We start from the raw sequence: 19,704 nt of genomic DNA on the forward strand, positions 1-19,704 counted from the left end.
GCCATCGTGGTGGTGGAGAACGTCGAGCGCATTATGCGCGACGAAGGGCTCCCCGCTCGCGAAGCCACCGAAAAATCGATGGGCGAAATCTCCGGCGCGCTGGTGGCGATTGCCCTGGTGCTGTCGGCGGTGTTCCTGCCGATGGCCTTCTTCGGCGGTTCGACCGGGGTCATCTATCGCCAGTTCTCGGTAACCATTATCTCGGCGATGATGCTGTCGGTGGTGGTAGCGCTGACCCTCACCCCGGCGCTGTGCGGCGCGCTGCTCAGCCACTCCAAACCGCACACCAAAGGGTTCTTCGGCGCCTTTAACCGCCTGTGGGGACGTACGGAGGCGGGCTACCAGCGCCGGGTGCTCGGCGGCCTGCGCCGGGGCGCAGTGATGATGGGCGCTTACGCGCTGATTTGCGGGGCGATGGCGCTGGCGATGTGGAAGCTGCCGGGCAGCTTCCTGCCGGTGGAGGACCAGGGGGAGATCATGGTCCAGTACACCCTGCCCGCCGGGGCGACGGCGGTGCGTACCGCCGAGGTGCGCCGCCAGGTCACCGACTGGTTCCTCACCAAAGAGAAAGCCAATACCGACGTCATTTTCACCGTCGACGGCTTCAGCTTTAGCGGCAGCGGGCAGAACGCCGGGATGGCCTTCGTGTCGCTGAAAAACTGGTCGCAGCGCAAAGGGGACGACAACACCGCCCAGGCCATCGCCCTGCGCGCCACCAAAGAGCTGGGGACGATCCGCGACGCCACCCTCTTCGCCATGACCCCGCCGTCGGTAGACGGTCTCGGGCAGAGCAACGGCTTCACCTTCGAGCTGATGGCCAGCGGCGGTACCGACCGCGACAGCCTGATGAAGCTGCGCAGCCAGCTGCTGGCGGCGGCCAACCAGAGCAGCGAACTGCAGTCGGTGCGCGCTAACGACCTGCCGCAGATGCCGCAGCTGCAGGTGGATATCGACAACAACAAAGCCGTCTCGCTGGGGCTGTCGCTGAGCGACGTGACCGATACGCTCTCCAGCGCCTGGGGCGGTACCTACGTGAATGACTTTATCGATCGCGGCCGGGTGAAAAAGGTCTATATCCAGGGCGAAAGCGACGCGCGCGCGGTGCCGTCGGACCTTGGCAAATGGTTCGTTCGCGGCAGCGATAACAGCATGACGCCGTTCTCCGCCTTCGCCACCACCCACTGGCAATACGGCCCGGAAAGCCTGGTGCGCTACAACGGCTCCGCCGCCTTTGAGATCCAGGGCGAAAACGCCGCCGGCTTCAGCTCCGGCGCGGCGATGGACAAGATGGAAAAGCTGGCCGACAGCCTGCCGGCGGGCTCCACCTGGGCGTGGAGCGGCATTTCGCTGCAGGAAAAGCTGGCCAGCGGCCAGGCGATGAGCCTGTACGCCATCTCGATTCTGGTGGTGTTCCTGTGCCTGGCGGCGCTGTATGAGAGCTGGTCGGTGCCGTTCTCGGTGATCATGGTCATCCCGCTCGGCCTGCTTGGCGCGGCGCTGGCAGCGACGCTGCGCGGCTTAAGCAACGACGTCTACTTCCAGGTGGCGCTGCTGACCACCATCGGCCTGTCGTCGAAAAACGCCATCCTGATCGTGGAGTTCGCTGAATCCGCCGTGGATGAGGGGTATTCGCTCTCCCGGGCGGCGATCCGCGCCGCGCAGACTCGCCTGCGCCCGATTGTCATGACCTCGCTGGCGTTTATCGCCGGGGTGCTGCCGCTGGCCATCGCCACCGGCGCCGGAGCCAACAGCCGCGTGGCGATCGGCACCGGGATTATCGGCGGCACCCTGACGGCCACCCTGCTGGCGGTGTTCTTCGTACCGCTGTTCTTCGTGCTGGTGAAACGTCTCTTCACCCGCCCACGTCCTTCTCAGGAGTAAGGTATGTTTCGTTTGAGTTTTATGTTTATCGCGCTCCTGACCGCGGGCTGCGTCTCGCTTGACCCGCATTATGATCGCCCGGCCGCGCCGGTGCCGGCCACCCTGCCCGGGGCGCACGGCGAATCGACGGCGGTGGTCGGCGACTGGCAGAAAGTGGTCAATGACGCGCGGCTGAAAAAAGTGGTCAGCATCGCGCTGAACAGCAACCGCGATGTGCAAAAGGCATTGGCCGATATTGAAGCCGCTCGCGCCCAGTATGGCGAAACGCGGGCATCGCTGTTTCCCACCGTTGATGCCGAACTGAGCCACACCCGCAGCAAAACGGTGGCCAGTGGCCTGAGCTCCGCTTCACAGGCCGACGGCGCGGTCTCCAGCTTCGAACTGGACTTGTTCGGCAAGAACCAGAGCCTGTCGCGCGCGGCGCGCGAAACCTGGCTTGCCAGCGAATTCACCGCGCAGAATACCCGGCTGACGATGATTGCCGATTTGACCACCGCCTGGGTGACGCTGGCGACGGATAACAGCAATCTGGCGCTGGCGCAGCAGACCATGGACAGCGCGGCAAACTCGCGCAACATCGTCGCCCGCCAGATGGCGGTTGGCACCGCCTCAGCCGGCGATGTAAGCTCGGCGGAAAGCGTCTATCAGCAGGCGCGCGCCAGCGTCGCCAGCTATCGCACGCTGGTGGCGCAGGATAAAAACGCCATTAACCTGCTGGCGGGGGAAACCGTGCCGGAGAGCCTGCTGCCCGGCACTCTCGAGAGTCTCGGGGATAACAGCATCGCGCTGGTGCCGGCGGGCGTGTCGTCGTCGGTGCTGCTGCGTCGGCCGGACATTCAGGAAGCGGAGCACAATCTGAAGAGCGCCAATGCCGATATCGGCGCGGCGCGGGCGAACTTCTTCCCGTCGATTTCCCTGACCGCCAGCGCCGGGGTCGGCAGCGACTCGCTGTCGTCGCTGTTCAGCCACGGGATGCAGGTGTGGTCGTTCGCCCCCTCCATCAGCCTGCCGCTGTTCACCGGCGGCAGCAACCTGGCGCAGCTGCGCTATGCGGAAGCGGAGAAAAAGGGGCTGATCGCCACCTACGAGAAATCGATTCAGAGCGCGTTTAAGGACGTTGCCGATGCGCTGGCGCGCCGGGAAACGCTGAGCGAAGAGCTTGATGCTCAGCGGCAGTATGTCGCCGCCGAGCAGACATCGCTGGATATCGCCATGAAGAGCTATCAGGCCGGGGTCGGCGATTATCTGTCGGTGCTCACCGCTCAGCGCACGCTGTGGTCGGCGAAAACGACGCTGCTGTCCCTGCAGCAGACCGACCTCAATAACCGGATCACCCTCTGGCAGTCGCTGGGCGGCGGCGCCAGTTAAACTTACCCGCCGGGCGACCGAGCCCGGCCTCTACAAGGAATCGTTATGGCACGTGTTTCCCTCTCCTGGGCGCTGATCCTCGGCCTGCTGTCGGGTATCGGCCCGCTGTGCACGGATTTTTATCTACCGGCGCTGCCGGAGATCACTCAGCAGCTGCAGGCCACCAGCACCCAGACCCAGCTGTCGTTGACCGCCGCGCTGATTGGTCTCGGCCTGGGTCAGCTGTTTTTCGGCCCGCTGAGCGACCGCATTGGCCGCCTGAAACCGCTGGCGCTGTCTCTGCTGCTGTTTATCTTCTCTTCGGCGATGTGCGCCCTGACCCGCGATATCAACATGCTGATTGTCTGGCGCTTTTTACAAGGCTTTGCCGGCGCCGGCGGCTCGGTGCTGTCGCGATCCATCGCCCGCGATAAATACCAGGGCACCCTGCTGACCCAGTTTTTCGCCCTGCTGATGACCGTGAACGGCATTGCGCCGGTGCTGTCCCCGGTGCTGGGCGGCTACGTTATCACCGCCTTCGACTGGCGAATTCTCTTCTGGACGATGGCCGCCATTGGCGGCGTGCTGCTGGTGATGAGCCTGGCGATCCTGCGGGAAACGCGCCCGGCCACAGCGGCGCATGCCAGCCGCCAACGGCCCGGCCAGCCGGTGCTGAAAAATCGCCGCTTTCTGCGCTTCTGCCTGATCCAGGCCTTTATGATGGCCGGGCTGTTCTCCTACATCGGCTCTTCTTCCTTCGTGATGCAGAGCGAATACGGCATGAGCGCCATGCAGTTCAGTCTGCTGTTCGGTCTGAACGGTATCGGGCTGATCATCGCCGCGATGATCTTTTCCCGTCTGGCGCGCCGCTTTAGCGCCGAAAGCCTGCTGCGCGGCGGCCTGACGCTGGCCGTGAGCTGTGCGGCGATCATGCTGCTGTTTGCCTGGCTGCATCTGCCGATGCTGGCGCTGGTCGGCCTGTTCTTTACCGTGTCGCTGATGAGCGGCATCAGCACCGTCGCCGGCGCGGAGGCGATGAGCGCCGTCGACGCCGCGCAGTCCGGGACCGCGTCCGCGCTGATGGGCACCCTGATGTTTGTCTTCGGCGGCATCGCCGCGCCGCTGGCGGGTCTCGGCGGCGAAACGATGCTGAAAATGAGCCTCGCGATGGCCATCTGCTACCTGCTGGCGCTGCTGCTGGGCCTCAGCAAACCGCGCGACGCACGCTAATCTCCTGCTGCGGTAATAAAATATTCCAGATTTATTACCGCACTATTTCCCGCCATATCTACCATTCTCGTATTATTCTCCACGTACTAATCGTGATACTCTTCACAGGCAAGGAATAAATAATTCCTTATACTGCGCGCCACTGAGAATAACGAGGTTTCTATGAGTATCGACCTGAGCAAACTGCTGACCGAGCGACGTAACGCCAACAGCGCCAACATTGACACCCTCTCCACCCTCGAGATGCTGACGGTGATAAACCAGGAAGACCAGCAGGTAGCCCAGGCGATAACGCCCTATCTGCCGCAGATTGCCGAGGTGGTGGATAAGGTCGCGGCGGCGCTGCAGGCCGGTGGCCGCTTGATTTACATTGGCGCGGGTACCTCAGGGCGTCTGGGGATCCTCGATGCCAGTGAATGCCCGCCAACCTTCGGCACCCGCCCGGAGCAGGTGGTGGGGATCATCGCCGGCGGACATAAAGCGATTCTCAGCGCCGTGGAAAATGTGGAAGACAACAAAGCGCAGGGGGCGATGGATCTGCAGAACCTGAACTTCAGCAACCGCGATGTGCTGGTGGGGCTGGCGGCCAGCGGACGCACGCCGTACGTCATTGGCGCCATGGAATACGCCCATAGACAGAATGCCTTTGTCGCCATCGTCAGCTGTAACCCGCATGGCGAAATGGCCCAGCTGGCGGACGTGGCGATCACCCCGGTGGTCGGCCCGGAAGTGGTCACTGGCTCTACCCGCCTGAAAGCCGGCACCGCGCAGAAGCTGGTGCTGAACATGATCTCCACCGGGGCGATGATCCGCGTCGGCAAGGTGTACAGCAACCTGATGGTCGACGTTGAAGCGACCAACGCCAAGCTGATTGAGCGCCAGGTCTCTATCGTGATGGAGGCCACCGACTGCGATCGCGCCACCGCCCAGAAGGCGCTGGAGGCCTGCGGCCGCCACTGTAAAACGGCGATCGTGATGGTGCTGGCGGACTTAAGCGCCGCAGAGGCGCAGTCGCTGCTGGCGAAAAACAACGGCTATATCCGCAAGGCGCTCAGCAACACCTGAGCGCCGACAGACAGGTAACGGGCAATGGCAAAAATAACGAAAGAGATGATAGCGCGGATCCTCGCCCACGTGGGCGGCGCCGCAAACGTCGCGCAGGCGGGCAATTGCATGACGCGCCTGCGCTTGACCCTGCGCGATGAAAGTCTGGCCGACAGCGCCGCCATCCGCCAGATTGACGGCGTGATGGGGGTGATCGTCAGCGACGAGCAGTTCCAGGTGGTGCTCGGCCCCGGCAAGGCGCAAACCGCCGCCGAAATGATGAACGGCCTGCTGGAGGCGGCGCCCGCCGCCGCACCGACGCTGGCCGACGTCGCGGCGGAGAAAAAGCAGGCGCTGAAGGGCAAGCAGACCAGCGCGGTGCAGAAGTTTCTCGCCAAATTCGCCACTATCTTTACGCCGCTGATCCCCGGCTTTATCGCCGTCGGGCTGCTGCTGGGCTTCGCCACCCTGGCGGAACAGGTTTTCGTACTGGAGAACGCCTATCCGAACGCCAGCCTGGTGGCGCTGATTGGCTATATGAAGGTCTTCAGCAAAGGGATGTTCACCTTTCTGAGTATTCTGATTGGCTATAACGCGCAGAAGGCGTTCGGCGGCTCCGGCGTGAACGGCGCGATTATCGCCTCGCTGTTCGTGCTGGGCTACAACCCGGAGGCAACCAGCGGCTTCTACGCCGGCATTTCCACCTTCTTCGGCCATGGCATCGATCCGCGCGGCAATATCATCGGCGTACTGATCGCCGCTATCCTTGGCGCGTGGGTTGAACGCCAGGTGCGGCGGGTGATGCCGGCCAACCTCGATATGATCCTCACTTCGGCGGTGACGCTGCTGATCATGGGCGCGGTGACCTTTACGGTGATCATGCCGATTGGCGGCTGGTTGTTTACCGGCATGTCATGGCTGTTCCTGCATCTTAACGGCAACCCGTTTGGCTCGGCGGTGCTGGCCGGCCTGTTCCTGCTGGCGGTGATGTTTGGCGTCCATCAGGGGTTTGTCCCGGTCTATTTTGCGCTGGTGGACGCCCAGGGCTTTAACTCGCTGTTCCCGATCCTGGCGATGGCCGGGGCCGGGCAGGTGGGGGCGGCGCTGGCGCTGTTCTGGCGGGCGAAGCGCGATTCGCTGCTGCGAACCCAGATTAAAGGGGCGATTATTCCGGGCTTCCTCGGGATTGGCGAGCCGCTGATCTACGGCGTCACCCTGCCGCGGATGAAGCCGTTTGTCACCGCCTGCCTCGGCGGCGCCTGCGGCGGGTTCTTCGTCGGACTGATCGCCTGGCTGGGGCTGCCGGTCGGCCTGAACACGGTGTTCGGCCCGTCCGGTCTGGTGGCGCTGCCGCTGATGACCTCCGGCAGCGGAATTTACGCCGGGATGGCGGTCTACGCCGGCGGGCTGGCGGTCTCCTACCTGTGCGGCTTTGTCCTCACCTGGCTGTTCGGCAGTAAAAATGTCGATTTAAGCTAGAACGCGACTATCGGTTAATGCCCGGCGGCGGCTTCGCCTTACCGGGCCTGCAAAATAGTTACGCCGCCGCGCCCGACTACCATTTCCTGCCCCGCCGCCCGGGCGCGCGCATGCTATGATTCCCCTTTGTCATATTTCGCTTGAGGAAAAGATGGGCTCCAGCAAAAAAGGGATGCTGAACGTACTGATTGCCGCCGTGCTGTGGGGCAGTTCCGGGGTGTGTGCGCAATTTATTATGCAGGAAAGCCAGATGTCGTCGCCGTTTCTGACCATGACGCGTCTGCTGTTCGCCGGGCTGATCCTGCTGATGCTCGGCTTTGTTCACGGCGACCGCATTTTCCGCGTGCTGCAAAACCGCCGCGACGCCCTAAGCCTGCTGTTTTTCTCGCTGTTTGGCGCGCTAACCGTGCAGTTCACCTTTCTGATGACCATTGAAAAATCCAATGCCGCCACGGCCACGGTGCTGCAGTTTTTGTCGCCGACGATCATCGTCGCCTGGTTCGCCCTCGCCCGCAAAGCGCGTCCCACACCGCCGGTGCTGGGAGCTATCTGCACCTCGCTGGCGGGCACCTTTCTGCTGGTGACCCACGGCAACCCAACGACGCTGTCGATTTCGCCGGCGGCGCTGTTCTGGGGGATCGCCTCGGCGTTTGCCGCCGCGTTTTATACCACCTATCCTTCAACGCTGATTGCCCGCTACGGGACGCTGCCCATCGTCGGCTGGAGCATGCTGTTCGGCGGCGCGATGCTATTGCCGTTTTACGGCGGCCAGGGCACCGATTTTGTGGTTAACGGCAGCCTGCTGTTAGCTTTTTTCTACCTGGTGGTGATCGGTACTTCGCTGACCTTCAGCCTCTATCTCAACGGCGCGCAGAAGATTGGCGGCGCAAAGGCCGGGATCCTCAGCTGCGCCGAACCGCTGAGCAGCGCCCTGCTGTCGCTCCTGCTGCTGGGGATCACCTTCACGCTGCCGGACTGGCTGGGCACTCTGCTGATCCTCGCGTCGGTGGTGCTGATCGCCATCGACTCGCGGCGGCGGGTGAGAGCCGCCTGAGCAGGCGATAAAAAGCGCATTTTCAATAAGTTAAACTGACCACTATTTGCGTGTTTTCGCGCCTGCGCATATAGTTGACGGAAGCGATTACGGAAGGAGAAGCCTGATGAAAGCATGTTGGATGGTATGCCTGGTCACCGCCCTGAGCGCCACGTCGGCGTGGGCCGAATCACCGCTGCAAAGCCTGCAGTTCGAGCAGCAAAAACAGCAGGTGCTCAAAGCGGTGAAGGAAAAATGCGCGCCAGCAAGCCACCTCAGCGACAACGATTTTGCCAATAAAGTGCTGGCGACCGACGGTAACAAGAACGCGGTCCGCGAAGCAACGCTGGCGAAGGAGCGCAATAACCAGAAAAGCTACCAGGCCGCAATCGACAAAATCGTCTGTCCGGCCAAATAGCGGTTATTTCAGCCTCGCGACCAGCGTTTTCCAGTCAAACGGCGTCAGCTGCCTGTAGCTCAGGCTACGGGCGGCCATCTGCTCCGGCAGCTGGCGCTGGCTTTTCGCGATCGCCTCGCTCATTATCCCGGCGCTCCCCACGTCACGCAGGGTTTTCACCACCTCTTCCATCTCTTCGCTGCGCCGAATGCCATGTTCCGCCACCCGGCTGATCAGATAGTCGGGGAACGCGCCTGTCCAGCCCAGAGAGGGGAAACTATGATGCAAGGAGCTAAGCACCTCCTCCTCAACGCCGTATTCACGAGCCGCGAACAGGCATTCTGTGGTAAGCGCTTCAAGACCTTTGATCATCACGCTACGGCACATTTTTATCGCCGACACCTGGCCCACCGTACTGGCGCCATAGCGGGCATTCAGCCCCAGCCCCTGCAGACGCGGCGCGATCGCCTCCGCCTGCGGCCCGCCGATCAATAACGGTGTCTGCAATCGGGCCGGCGGTACCGGCGCCATCACCGCGACATCAATGTAGGCGCCCGGCAGAAAATGTTCAGCCGCCTGCCGTTTCGTCTCCGGCGCCACGGAGTTGAGATCGAGGAAATATTGTCCCGGCTGCAGCAGCGCGGCCGCCTGCTGCGCCACCTTTAGCGCCTCACCGGCGGTCACAGTAGAAAAAACCAGCGTGGCCCCCTCCAGCGCCTGCGCCAGCGAATTTCCCACCTGAACGCGCGAATCACGGGCTTTCCTGAGCATTGCCTCTCGCTCCGGGCCATTGAGCTTGCAATCCCAAATGGTCACCGCATGCTCACGGGCCAGATCCGCCGCCAGAATGCCACCCGCCTCGCCAAAACCAATAAACGCGATTGTCATCATCACTCCTCACGCGGCCAGACGCGGGCCGGAATAAAAACCTCGCCAGCAAACAGCAGTCGCGCCGTGCGTAACAGGCCGCAGCCAGCCAGGGCGCCGTCAGCATCAAGCTGAAGCGTCACGCTAAATTCGCCTGTCGGATGCTCGACGCTGAGCAGCGGCGTATCGCCTGGCGCTACCTGCGCCAGGCCCTGCGCGACAGAGCCGGGGAGCAGACAAGCGCTGGCCACGCTCACCGCGCCAAATACGCCGATCGACGCGTGGCAGCGGTGGGGGATAAAGGTGCGGCTGCTGATGGCGCCGCCGTGTCGCGGCTCGGCGATCAGGGTCATCTTGGGCACCGTGCGCTGGCTGACGTCGCCAAGCTGCATCAGCGGCCCGGCCTGCAGGCGAATCGACTCCAGGCGACGTTTAAGCGCGTCGTCATTATCCAGCTGTTCGCGCGTCTCATAGCCGGTGCAACCGAGGTCGCACGCGCGCAGCAGGATCACCGGCATTCCGTTATCGATGCAGGTCACCTCGACGCCGTCAAAACGGTCACGAACCCGGCCGGTCGGCAGCAGCGCCCCGCAGCTGGAGCCGGCGACATCAAGAAAATGGAGCAGGATCGGGCTGGCGCTGCCCGGCACGCCATCGATACGGCTCTCGCCGACGTAGTTGACCCCGTCGGCGTCACAGGGGATCTCTGCCACCGCCAGTTGCCCCGTGTTCTCCATAAAAATACGCACCCGAGTGAGCGGCGCATCGTGACGAACCAGACCGCGCTCGATGGCGAAAGGGCCAACGGCGGCGAGAATATTGCCGCAGTTTTGGCCATAATCCACGGTAGCCGCCGCCACGTTCACCTGGGCAAACAGATAGTCCACATCGGCGTCAGGCCGTGCGGAGCGGCGGATAATCGCCACTTTGCTGGTCAGCGGATCGGCGCCGCCGATCCCGTCAATTTGCCGGGGATCAGGCGAGCCCATCACCGCCAGCAGCACCGCATCACGTCGCACCGGATCGGCAGGCAGATCGTCGGCCAGAAAACAGGCCGCTTTAGAGGTGCCGCCGCGCATCCATAGACAGGGGATTCCGCGTTGCGCCATTTATTCCTCCACCTCGTCTGCGCGGTCGTAATACCGCAGGCCCTTTTCCGCCAGACGCGGACGCATAGCGTAAATATCCAGCCCCAACTCGCCATTGCGCATCCGCTCACGTTTCGCAAGCTCATTGCTCATGCGGGCTTCCGCTTTATGGAGCACATCACGGACCCGGGCGTGAGGCAGCACCACGACGCCATCGTCGTCGGCCACCACGACATCGCCCGGCTGTACAAGCTGACCTGCGCATATCACCGGGACGTTAACCGAACCGAGGCTCTCTTTCACCGTCCCCTGGGCATAAACCTGGCGGGACCAGACGGCGAATCCCATTTCCCGCAACGTTTGCGAATCACGAATGCCGATATCGCCCACCAGCCCGACCACGCCGCGCGATTGGAGAGACGTCGCCAGTAGATCGCCGAAGAAGCCATCGCCGCACGGCGAGGTCGGGGCCACCACCAGAATATCGCCGGCGCGGCACTGCTCGACCGCCACATGAAACATCCAGTTGTCGCCAGGCGTCACCAGCACGGTTACCGCGTTGCCCGCCCGGCTAACGCCCTGCTGAATCGGACGGATTGCCGGCCCCATCAGCCCCTGACGATCCCAGGCTTCATGGAGCGTCGCCACCCCGGCCGCCTCACAGCGGCGCAAAACCGCCTCGTCATGGCGCGGCAGGTGGCGGATCACAAGGCCTTTTTTATTTAACAGGTTCATGCCAGGTTCTCCGTTACGCGGGGGAAGATGCTCTGGAAGGCTTCGCCGTGAACGATATCGCGCGCGGCCGTGATGCCGATATTGCGCTTGGCCTGCACCCCGCGCTGCAGCGCCACGCGGGTGTAGTATTCCCACAGATGCTCCTGACCCTGCATGCACTGAATGGCCTGATACTTTTTCTCCCAGACAGCGGTGATGTCCAGTAACACATCGGGTTTCCAGTTGCACTGCTCCGGCTGGTGCGGTTCGAAACAGTAAACCGGGGGAGCAGCGACAATTTTCTCACCGGGGCGATAGCCCTCTGCCTGGGCGATAATCCGCGCTTCCTGCGCCAGATGGGAGGCCAGGGGGTGATCGTAGTTATAGGGATCCTGCAGGGAGTGCGTCAGGACAAAGTGGGGCTGGATACGGCGATACACATCCGCCAGACGAAATAGCGTCTCTTTATCGGCGCGCAGCGGATAGTCGCCGATATCAAAGAATTCGACGCTGGCGCCCAGGATCGCGGCGGCGGCCTGCGCCTCTTCGCGACGCACCTGCTTCACCGCCTCCTCGGTCATGTTGCCTTTACGCCACAGTTTGGCGGACTCGCCGCGCTCGCCAAAGGATAAACAGACCACATGGACCTGATAGCCCTGCAGGGCATGCAGCGCTATCGCACCGCCCGCGCGCCAGACGAAATCGGCCGAGTGGGCGCTGACGACAAGGGCACTTTTTTCGCTAACCGGATGAGACATGATGGCTTCCTCTGTTGTTTTTTTCAGCTTGTCATGTCCCGTCGTGGGGAGGTAATTCGTTAACTTGCGAAGGCTATGATTTTTATTTATGTTGTCGTCTCACTCACTTTTTCAGGCCTGACGAACAATGCTAAAGAGAAAGCACGATAAAATTATAAATATCATGCAGCTGCGCTTTTTCTGTCAGGTCGCGCTGCGCGGTAGCGTCTCACGCGCGGCCGATGACTTATTCCGCACGCAGTCAGCGATAACCCGGGCTATTCGCGATCTTGAAGCCGCGTTGAACGTCACGCTGTTCGAACGCCATTACAGCGGCATGGTGCCCACCGAGTATGGCAAGTGCATCCTGCCGCGCGCCCGGCGGGCGATTGACGACCTGCAGGCCATCCCGGCGCTGCTGCAGAAGCACCATACCCGCAGCAGCGGCCCGCTGGCGGACGCCGGCTGGCTGTTCAATACCCGCCGCTTAGCCATTTTTATTCAGCTCTATCACGTCAACCATACCCAAACCGTCGCGCAACAGTTGGGGATCACTCAGCCGGCGGTCAGTGCCGCGCTGAAGGTCCTGGAAAAAGGAGCGGATTCGGCGCTATTTCGCCGGACGCCAGAGGGGGTGCGTCCCACGCCTGCCGCGGAGCTACTCTATCCCCCGGTGAGCAGAGCGCTCAACGAGCTGGAAAACATCTGGAGCGATCTCGCTGCCCGTCGCGGGGTGCTGGAGGGCACCGTGCGCATTGGCGCCCTGCCGCTGAGCCGGACCCGGCTACTGCCCTCCGCCATCGCCGCCTTTCTGGCCCAGCACCCGGGCATCACCCTCATGACCAATGAAAGCCCGTATGAGTCGCTGGTCGCCGATATGCGGGCAGGTAATATTGATTTTATTATCGGCGCCCTGCGCCAGGATGAAGATCTCCCGGACCTCTGTAGCGAAGCGTTATTCGAAGAGGATATGTTGATTTTACTGCGTAATAACCACCCGCTGCTGCGCCATCCGGACCCGCGCAGCCAGCTGGCGACAGCGCAATGGGTGCTGCCGCGCGCCAACGCGCCGGCGCGCAATTTGCTGGATAAGGCGTTTGTCACCCTGGGGCTGCCTCTGCCCCAGCCGACGGTGGAGACCGGGGATGTGGCGATGGTGCGAGGATTGCTGCAGGGCTCCGACATGCTGGCGGCGGTCTCCGCCAGCCAGATGCGTTTTGAAACTGACAATGGGCTGCTCAGCGTGTTGCCGGTTCCCCTGCCCGATACCACCCGGCGTATCGGGCTGACGTTTCGCGCCGGCAGCCTGCCCTCCCCGGCGACGCAGGCGCTGTTGCGTTTTATTTATCAGCAGGTTCAGGACGGGGCCGTTTAACGTTTACCCGCCACCGAATAGGTTACCTGCTGGTTGCGCGTTTGCTGAAACGCCTCCAGCGTCTGCCCGCGCATCGCGGCGTAAATATGCAGGTTGGATACGCCGACCACCGCGCCCATTTTCTCCAGCAGGAAGAAGCTGGCGCCATACTGAATTAATCCCCGCCAGTCGCGCGCGTTGAGCAACTGCTGTTCCTCCTCACTCAGTCCGGCTTCGGCATAAAGCGACTGAGGCGACTGCAGAAAACGTTCGCGCCAGGCAGGCTCAATCAGCCGATGCAGGAAACGGTTAAGCCGCAAGCCATTCAGGCTGCGCTCGTGGGTAAAAGGATAGGTTCCCGGCAGTTTCTCCACCCCGGCCAGCTGCTGCGCCATATGCTGGCGATGGCGCGTCAGGGTATCGACGGGGGGCAGGCGCGCATTGTTCTCAAGGATCAGCGTGGCGATACCGGTCATCGACGGCAGGTAATAGTCGCGCCAGGTTTCGGTGACATTGGCTGATAGCGCGCCGCGCATCACCAGCCACATGATCACTTCGGACCCCTCCATCCCCCCCAGCTCGGCATATTCGCCAAGGGTCATTTCGGTAAGCTTTTCCGGGTCATTAACCAGCATATCAACAAACTGGGCATCCCAGTCGGGATTATTAAATCCGCAGCGCTCGCCATGAACCTGATGCGAGAGCCCGCCGGTCGCGACAATCGCCACATTGATATCTTCCGGGAAGCTTTCAATCGCCCGGCGCAGCGCCTGGCCGAGTTTGTAACAACGGCGCGCGCTTGGTACCGGAAATTGCAGCACGCCGATCTGTAACGGGATCACCGCCGTCGGCCACCCCTGCGCTTCATCCCAGGGCAACAGCGCCGAAAGCGGCGAGAAAAGGCCGTGGTCGAGCTTTTTATCCATAAAGAACGACATATCAAACTCGTCGGCCATCAGGCTGGCGCCAATGTGCCTTGAGAGCGCCGCGTTGCCCTGGACCGGCGGCAGGCAGCGCGGTCCGCCTCCCTCATCGGCAACGTCATATTGACTATCGATTCCCAGCGTAAAAGTCGAATAGTGATCGAAGAAAAAGGCGGTCACATGGTCATTAAAGATGTATACCAGCGCATCCGGTTTTTTCTCCTCCAGCCAGCGCTGCAGCGGTTCGAAGCTCTGGAAGATCGGCGCCCACGCCGGATCCTGCTGTTTATGATGATCGACCGCGAAGCCGATAGTCGGGGTATGAGAGACGGCGATACCGCCGAGAATGTTAGCCATCAGATAACTCCACTTATCGGTGTTCGAGGGGGGATGACAAAGCGTCAAGTTCTGCCTCTGTGAGTCGAGGCTTAGCGTGATTCATACGGTGCAACAAAATACAGATCCCCGCCAGGCAGGCCGGCAGCGCAAGCACCAAAAAGATCGACGAGTGTCCCGGCACGGCCAGCATCAGCATCCCGCCCAGCGTGGAGCTGAGGATAGCCCCGGTACGGCCGATACCATGCATCCAGCTGACGCCGGTAGCGCGGATCTCGGTTTGATAATAGGCGGGCGAATAGGCCTGCAGACCGTTCTGCGCGCCGTTAATGCACATCCCGCTGATAAAAATCAGCACCGACAGCGCCGCCGAACCGAAATCCATCACCCCCTGGGACAACAGGCACAGACAGCCGAGGAAATAGGTTGCCGCAATCACGGCTTTCGCCGAAGCGCGATCCATCAGCATACCGACAAGGATCCCGCCCAGCGGGCCGCCGAGCTGGAACAAGCCGGTCATCATCGCCGCCTGCTGCAGCGACAGGCCGCCGGAGCGGAGAATGGTTGGCAGCCAGCCGTTCAGCAGGTAAATCACGAACAGCCCCATAAAATAGGTTAACCACAGCGCTATCGTGCCGCGGGCATAGCCATGCCGGAACAGCTGCGCCACTTTGCTGCTCCGCGTGATGGGCGGCGCATTCAGCTGGAAAACGGTTTCAGCCGTAAACTGGCCCCCAAGCCGGTTAAGCGCCCTGGCAATCTGCTCGCCCGGTAGTCGGCGCGCCACCATGTTCATCGCCGACTCTGGCAACATCACGATCATAAAGGGGAGCACCACGAGCGGCAGCACGCCGCCAAAAACCAGCGCCGAGTGCCAGCTGTAATGCGATAACAAACCGGCGGCGATAAAGCCGCCGAGGCCGGAACCCACGTTGAATCCGCTGTACATCAGGGTGATCATCACCCCTTTACGCCGCTCCGGCATATATTCCGCCACCAGCGTGACGCAGTTGGGCATCACCGCGCCAAGGCCAAGGCCGGTGAGAAAACGCATCAGCGCCAGCTGCGTCGGGCTTTGCGCCACGGCGCCGGCCAGGCTGAACAGCGCAAACAGCGCCACCGACCAGAGTAAAATTCGCTTTCGGCCGTAGCGGTCAGAAAGCGGACCCGCTACCAGGGCGCCAATGGCGACGCCGAACATGGCCGCCCCAAGAATCGGCCCCATTTCAGCCCGGCTGATGCCCCAGTCCTCGATGAGCGCCGGGGCGACAAAGCCCATCACCGCGGCGTCATACCCATCCAGCATAATGATGATGAAACAGAGCAGCAGCACGTTCCATTGAAAGCGCGAGACCGGGCGGGTATCTATCCACGCTTTCACATCGACAACGTTCGTGTGATTCATAGGGTGACTTCCTCAAGCAGGCGGTACGAATGTTCTGGTTAGTGTTTTTTGAGTGGAACTTTCGTACTCAACTTAAGGCAGGTCACGCAGGCTGTCCGGTTCGAAAATCCGGCGTCAGATATGAGTTTTATTTATAATGTGAGGGATACGACAAAAACCAGCCAGCAAAAAACCCGCAGCCAACGGCGGCGGGTCAGGGCAAGAGCAGCGTTTAGTGCTTCGGAATAATTAAATCGCCGCGCAGCGGGCTGCCGCCCGGGTTGTCCGTTTTCTCGGTCAGCCAGTTGACGATCCGCGACGCCATCGCGTCCATGGAATATTCAATCGCCGGGATAGTCGGGATACCGGGCAGCTGTAACGATCCGGCGAGGCTAAACACCATGACATTTTGCGGAACGGCGCGGTTAAACGCCTGCAGCTGCGGCACCACGCGCTGCGCCTGCTGTTCATCGCTCACCAGCAGCGCGTTAAAGTTCAGCGTCGTGGCGTTATTGACCAGCTCCTGCACCGCCACCGACGGCGACGTATTATCCAGAAACACCAGGTTGCGATTAAACGGCAAAAAGTTTTTTTCCAGCGCGTGCTTGTAGCCCAGCAGCACCTGGTCGGCAAAGCCGCTGCTCTGCGGATGAATCAGCGCAATCTGCCGTCTCCCCTGGCTAATCAGATAGTGACAGGCGGTTTCGGCGGCGAAAGCATGATCGAACTGAATACTGTTGTCGCCTTCGCTATCGAGGCAGTCCACCAGCACCACGTCCGGGCGGTTAATATTCAGAGGAAAACGCGCACCGATGATTAGCACGTTATCGCACAGCCCGCAGGTCAACTCCTCCAGAGAGTTCATCACGCCGTTGCTGGTGTTGGCGAAGCGCAGCAGCAGGTGTTTCTGGTGCTGGCTGAGCTGTTTTTCCAGGGCGTAGAGATAGCTGGTGGTTTGATTGATGTTGTCCTGGGCGCAGATGACGCCGATGCAGCCGGTGGACTGGCTGAGTAACGACTGGGCTATCATGTTTGGCCGGTAATTGAGCGCTTCCGCCGCCTGCAGCACCGCCTGACGACTGGCTTCCTTCACGCCACGTGAGCCGCTCAACACTCGCGACACCGTGGCTTTGGAAACCCCGGCAAGTCGTGAAACATCATTGATTGTCGACATCATTTTCCCCTGCGCGGGCGCCGCGTCCCGCCAAAATCCTGTAAACCTGAATCGCTTCAATTATGACCAGCGCAGTATATCCATTTCGCCATTTGTTTGGAAACCGATTTTCCATTTCAGCGCAAAACATCGCCAAATCGACAGAATAATGTGAGCGAAATCCAATAAATCCGCCCTATAAGCAGGAGATCTTGACCACTATCACAGTTCTGCTTTTTATAAATGGAAACCGGTTTCCGTCTGATATCAAATCACCCACGCAATAACTTTTTACATTTTGAGGATGGTCGTCGATGTACAAGATTATGCTGTGCTGCTCTGCCGGGATGTCCACCAGTCTGCTGGTCAGAAAGATGGTTGAGGCGGCGAATGAACGTGACCTGCCGGTGCAGATTGACGCCTATGGCGTTTCCGAATTTGACATGCAGTTTCCGCAGTATCAGGTGGTGTTGCTTGGCCCCCAGGTGAAATACATGTTGAAAACCCTGTCTGACAAAGCGGCTTCCCTGAACATTCCCGTTCAGCCCATCGATACGATGGACTACGGTATGCAGCGGGGAGACAACGTCCTGAATTATGCTCTGTCGCTGATCCCAGCGGCGCACTGAGAGGTGTTGAAATGAGTTCTCTGTATCAGTCCATGATTGCCGTGATCGAGCAATCTATTACTCCGCTGGCAGGACGCCTTGGGCAGCAGAAATACGTTATCGCTATCCGCGATGGCTTCACTGCCGCCTTGCCGTTTATGATCATCGGCTCTTTCATGCTGGTATTTATCTTTCCGCCGTTTTCACCCGATACCACCAACGGCTTTGCCCGCGGCTGGCTTGATTTCTCCCAGCACTACCGCGAACAGCTGATGCTGCCGTTTAACCTCAGCATGGGCGTGATGACCTTCTTTATCTCAGTCGGCATTGGCGCCAGCCTCGGTCGTCAGTTTCAGCTCGATCCGGTGATGTCCGGTCTGCTGGCGTTTATGGCTTTCCTGCTGGTCGCCGCGCCCTATGCCGATGGCAAAATTTCCACTCAGTATCTGTCCGGTCAGGGCATTTTCACCGCGCTGATCACCGCCATCTACTCCACCCGCGTTTACGCGTGGCTGAAGCAAAACAACATTACGATTCGTCTGCCGAAAGAGGTCCCCACCGGCGTCGCCCGTTCGTTTGAAATCCTGATCCCGGTGCTGGTGGTTATTGCGACTCTGCATCCGCTGAATCTGTTTATCGAAGCGCAGACCGGGATGATCCTGCCGCAGGCGATCATGCATCTGCTGGAGCCGCTGGTTTCCGCCTCCGACTCGCTGCCGGCGATTTTGCTCTCTGTTCTGATGTGCCAGATTTTCTGGTTCGCCGGTATCCACGGCTCGCTGATTGTTACCGGCATTATGAACCCGTTCTGGATGGCCAACCTGTCGGCAAACCAGGCGGCGCTGGCGGCTGGCACGGTACTGCCGCACGTCTACCTGCAGGGCTTCTGGGATCACTATCTGCTGATTGGCGGCGTCGGTTCTACCCTGCCGCTGGCCTTCCTGCTGCTGCGTAGCCGGGCCACCCATCTGCGCACCATCGGCAAGATGGGCATCGTGCCGAGCTTCTTTAATATCAACGAGCCGATTCTGTTCGGGGCGCCGATCATCATGAACCCGATGATGTTTATCCCCTTCGTCTGCGTACCGATGGTCAACGCGGTGCTGGCTTACGGCGCGACGCGTCTTGGCTGGCTGAGCCAGGTGGTGTCGCTGACGCCGTGGACTACGCCGGCCCCAATTGGCGCGTCGTGGGCGGCTAACTGGACCCTGAGCCCGGTGGTGATGTGTCTCATCTGCATGGTGATGTCGGCGGTCATTTATCTGCCGTTCCTGCGCGCTTATGAACGTTCCTTAATGAAAACCGAAGTTGAGAAAGCCAAAAATAGCGTTCCGGTAGCAGAAACCGTTAGCTAATCCCTCTCCTTCCGGAGAGATAATAAGATGACAGCGTAATAATGCAGAAAATGGACTTTCACTGCATTATTAAATAATAAATACCTCAGGAATACACATGATTGAATTAGAAGATGCGGTAATGGAAATTATCGTTAATGCGGGACAGTCACGCTCATTATGTTTTGAAGCGCTGCATGCGGCCCGAACCGGAAATATCGACGAAGCGCGCTTACTCTTAAACGAGGCCGACGGTTACGCCCGCCGGGCGCATCAGATGCAGACCCAGCTCATCGGGCAGGATGCCGGTGAAGCGCGTCAGCCCATGACGCTGATTATGGTACATGCCCAGGATCATTTGATGAATTCGCTGCTGGCCCGCGAGTTCTCAGAAGAATTAATCCATCTGTACCAGCGTTAATTAATATGGAATAACGTTAGCGAGAATATTATTCTCCGGCGTCGCTGTACCCTAAAAAACAAATCAGCTTATTTTGGCTATTTATTCTAGCCAGAATGGGATGGTTATTATCTGAAATATATTAATTATTAAAGCGAGATAACCATGAATACTGTAAAAAAACTGCCTTTAGCCATGGCGGTGGTCGCCGCGCTGTGCCCAATTTCTGTCATGGCGCAAGAATTTACGCAGGAACAGATCGACGCCATCGTCGCCAAAGCCGTTGATAAAGCGCTGGCCGACCGCCAGGCAAAAATCGACGCCGCGGCCAACAAAAAGGTCGACGTGATTACTAACCCGGAAACCACCGCCGCCTCGCCGGATATGGCCATTCC

17 protein-coding genes and 2 pseudogenes are annotated in these 19,704 nt (G+C 60.4%); 12 read left to right on the top strand and 7 right to left on the bottom strand.

Going from position 1 to position 19,704, the window contains the following annotated elements:
- The 7 genes and pseudogenes from eefB to HMPREF3140_RS02970 form a co-directional block, all read left to right on the top strand.
- Positions 1-1,881 (top strand): annotated as a pseudogene (gene eefB, locus HMPREF3140_RS29205) (multidrug efflux RND transporter permease subunit EefB); the annotation flags it as partial.
- A 3-nt stretch (positions 1,882-1,884) separates the two neighbouring features.
- Positions 1,885-3,249: a multidrug efflux RND transporter outer membrane subunit EefC gene (gene eefC / locus HMPREF3140_RS02945; protein ID WP_004889164.1), complete on the top strand. Its 1,365-nt coding sequence runs from the start codon at positions 1,885-1,887 to the stop codon at positions 3,247-3,249.
- A 45-nt stretch (positions 3,250-3,294) separates the two neighbouring features.
- Positions 3,295-4,458: a multidrug effflux MFS transporter gene (locus HMPREF3140_RS02950; protein ID WP_004197144.1), complete on the top strand. Its 1,164-nt coding sequence runs from the start codon at positions 3,295-3,297 to the stop codon at positions 4,456-4,458.
- A 162-nt stretch (positions 4,459-4,620) separates the two neighbouring features.
- Positions 4,621-5,523 (top strand): N-acetylmuramic acid 6-phosphate etherase, encoded by a 903-nt coding sequence (gene murQ / locus HMPREF3140_RS02955; RefSeq protein ID WP_023317384.1) that lies wholly within the window; start codon positions 4,621-4,623, stop codon positions 5,521-5,523.
- 24 nt (positions 5,524-5,547) lie between these two features.
- Positions 5,548-6,981, top strand: a complete 1,434-nt coding sequence (gene murP, locus HMPREF3140_RS02960; protein WP_070552843.1) for a PTS N-acetylmuramic acid transporter subunit IIBC — start codon at positions 5,548-5,550, stop codon at positions 6,979-6,981.
- Positions 6,982-7,132: 151 nt separating this feature from the next.
- On the top strand, positions 7,133-8,035 hold the full coding sequence (locus HMPREF3140_RS02965) for a DMT family transporter (protein ID WP_070552844.1): 903 nt from the start codon (positions 7,133-7,135) through the stop codon (positions 8,033-8,035).
- A gap of 106 nt (positions 8,036-8,141) precedes the next feature.
- On the top strand, positions 8,142-8,432 hold the full coding sequence (locus HMPREF3140_RS02970; protein ID WP_002923120.1) for a YicS family protein: 291 nt from the start codon (positions 8,142-8,144) through the stop codon (positions 8,430-8,432).
- 3 nt (positions 8,433-8,435) lie between these two features.
- Here HMPREF3140_RS02970 and HMPREF3140_RS02975 read toward each other — a convergent pair whose 3' ends face one another.
- The 4 genes from HMPREF3140_RS02975 to galB are packed head-to-tail and all read right to left on the bottom strand — an operon-like array spanning position 8,436 to position 11,838.
- On the bottom strand, positions 8,436-9,299 hold the full coding sequence (locus HMPREF3140_RS02975) for an NAD(P)-dependent oxidoreductase (protein WP_032412624.1): 864 nt from the start codon (positions 9,297-9,299) through the stop codon (positions 8,436-8,438).
- A 2-nt stretch (positions 9,300-9,301) separates the two neighbouring features.
- Positions 9,302-10,387: a 4-oxalomesaconate tautomerase gene (locus HMPREF3140_RS02980; RefSeq protein WP_004145035.1), complete on the bottom strand. Its 1,086-nt coding sequence runs from the start codon at positions 10,385-10,387 to the stop codon at positions 9,302-9,304.
- The gene (locus tag HMPREF3140_RS02985) at positions 10,388-11,101 is read right to left on the bottom strand and encodes a 4-carboxy-4-hydroxy-2-oxoadipate aldolase/oxaloacetate decarboxylase (protein ID WP_004145036.1); all 714 of its coding nucleotides are present in this window, start codon (positions 11,099-11,101) and stop codon (positions 10,388-10,390) included. It lies immediately after the preceding gene.
- Positions 11,098-11,838 carry a 4-oxalmesaconate hydratase gene (gene galB / locus HMPREF3140_RS02990; RefSeq protein ID WP_004145037.1) on the bottom strand — a complete coding sequence of 247 codons (741 nt, stop codon included), beginning with the start codon at positions 11,836-11,838 and terminating at the stop codon, positions 11,098-11,100. Before galB ends, HMPREF3140_RS02985 begins: the two co-directional genes overlap by 4 nt.
- A 127-nt stretch (positions 11,839-11,965) precedes the next feature.
- Between galB and HMPREF3140_RS02995 the strand changes: the two genes are divergently transcribed.
- The gene (locus tag HMPREF3140_RS02995; protein WP_070552845.1) at positions 11,966-13,192 is read left to right on the top strand and encodes a LysR family transcriptional regulator; all 1,227 of its coding nucleotides are present in this window, start codon (positions 11,966-11,968) and stop codon (positions 13,190-13,192) included.
- On the opposite strand, the gene HMPREF3140_RS03000 is transcribed toward HMPREF3140_RS02995, so the two are convergent.
- The 3 genes from HMPREF3140_RS03000 to HMPREF3140_RS03010 all read right to left on the bottom strand — a co-directional run bounded on the left by HMPREF3140_RS03000 (position 13,189) and on the right by HMPREF3140_RS03010 (position 16,988).
- Positions 13,189-14,451, bottom strand: coding sequence for a gallate dioxygenase (locus HMPREF3140_RS03000; RefSeq protein ID WP_002923152.1), 1,263 nt, complete (start codon positions 14,449-14,451; stop codon positions 13,189-13,191). The genes HMPREF3140_RS02995 and HMPREF3140_RS03000 overlap by 4 nt on opposite strands.
- Positions 14,452-14,464: 13 nt before the next feature.
- Positions 14,465-15,835 (bottom strand): MFS transporter, encoded by a 1,371-nt coding sequence (locus tag HMPREF3140_RS03005; protein ID WP_002923153.1) that lies wholly within the window; start codon positions 15,833-15,835, stop codon positions 14,465-14,467.
- Between the two features lie 211 nt (positions 15,836-16,046).
- Positions 16,047-16,988, bottom strand: coding sequence for a LacI family DNA-binding transcriptional regulator (locus HMPREF3140_RS03010; protein ID WP_020324162.1), 942 nt, complete (start codon positions 16,986-16,988; stop codon positions 16,047-16,049).
- A gap of 293 nt (positions 16,989-17,281) precedes the next feature.
- On the opposite strand from HMPREF3140_RS03010, the gene HMPREF3140_RS03015 reads away from it, so the two are divergent.
- From HMPREF3140_RS03015 to HMPREF3140_RS03030, 4 genes and pseudogenes are all read left to right on the top strand, one after another.
- The gene (locus HMPREF3140_RS03015) at positions 17,282-17,596 is read left to right on the top strand and encodes a PTS sugar transporter subunit IIB (protein ID WP_004145041.1); all 315 of its coding nucleotides are present in this window, start codon (positions 17,282-17,284) and stop codon (positions 17,594-17,596) included.
- Positions 17,597-17,607: 11 nt separating this feature from the next.
- Entirely contained in the window at positions 17,608-18,930 is a 1,323-nt protein-coding gene (locus HMPREF3140_RS03020; RefSeq protein WP_002923156.1) for a PTS cellobiose transporter subunit IIC, read from the top strand.
- Positions 18,931-19,027: 97 nt separating this feature from the next.
- On the top strand, positions 19,028-19,330 hold the full coding sequence (locus tag HMPREF3140_RS03025) for a PTS lactose/cellobiose transporter subunit IIA (protein WP_002923158.1): 303 nt from the start codon (positions 19,028-19,030) through the stop codon (positions 19,328-19,330).
- Between the two features lie 144 nt (positions 19,331-19,474).
- A pseudogene (locus tag HMPREF3140_RS03030) lies at positions 19,475-19,704 on the top strand (hypothetical protein); the annotation flags it as partial.

Source organism: Klebsiella sp. HMSC16A12, from assembly GCF_001808265.1.
GTDB classification, from domain to species: Bacteria; Pseudomonadota; Gammaproteobacteria; order Enterobacterales; family Enterobacteriaceae; genus Klebsiella; species Klebsiella pneumoniae.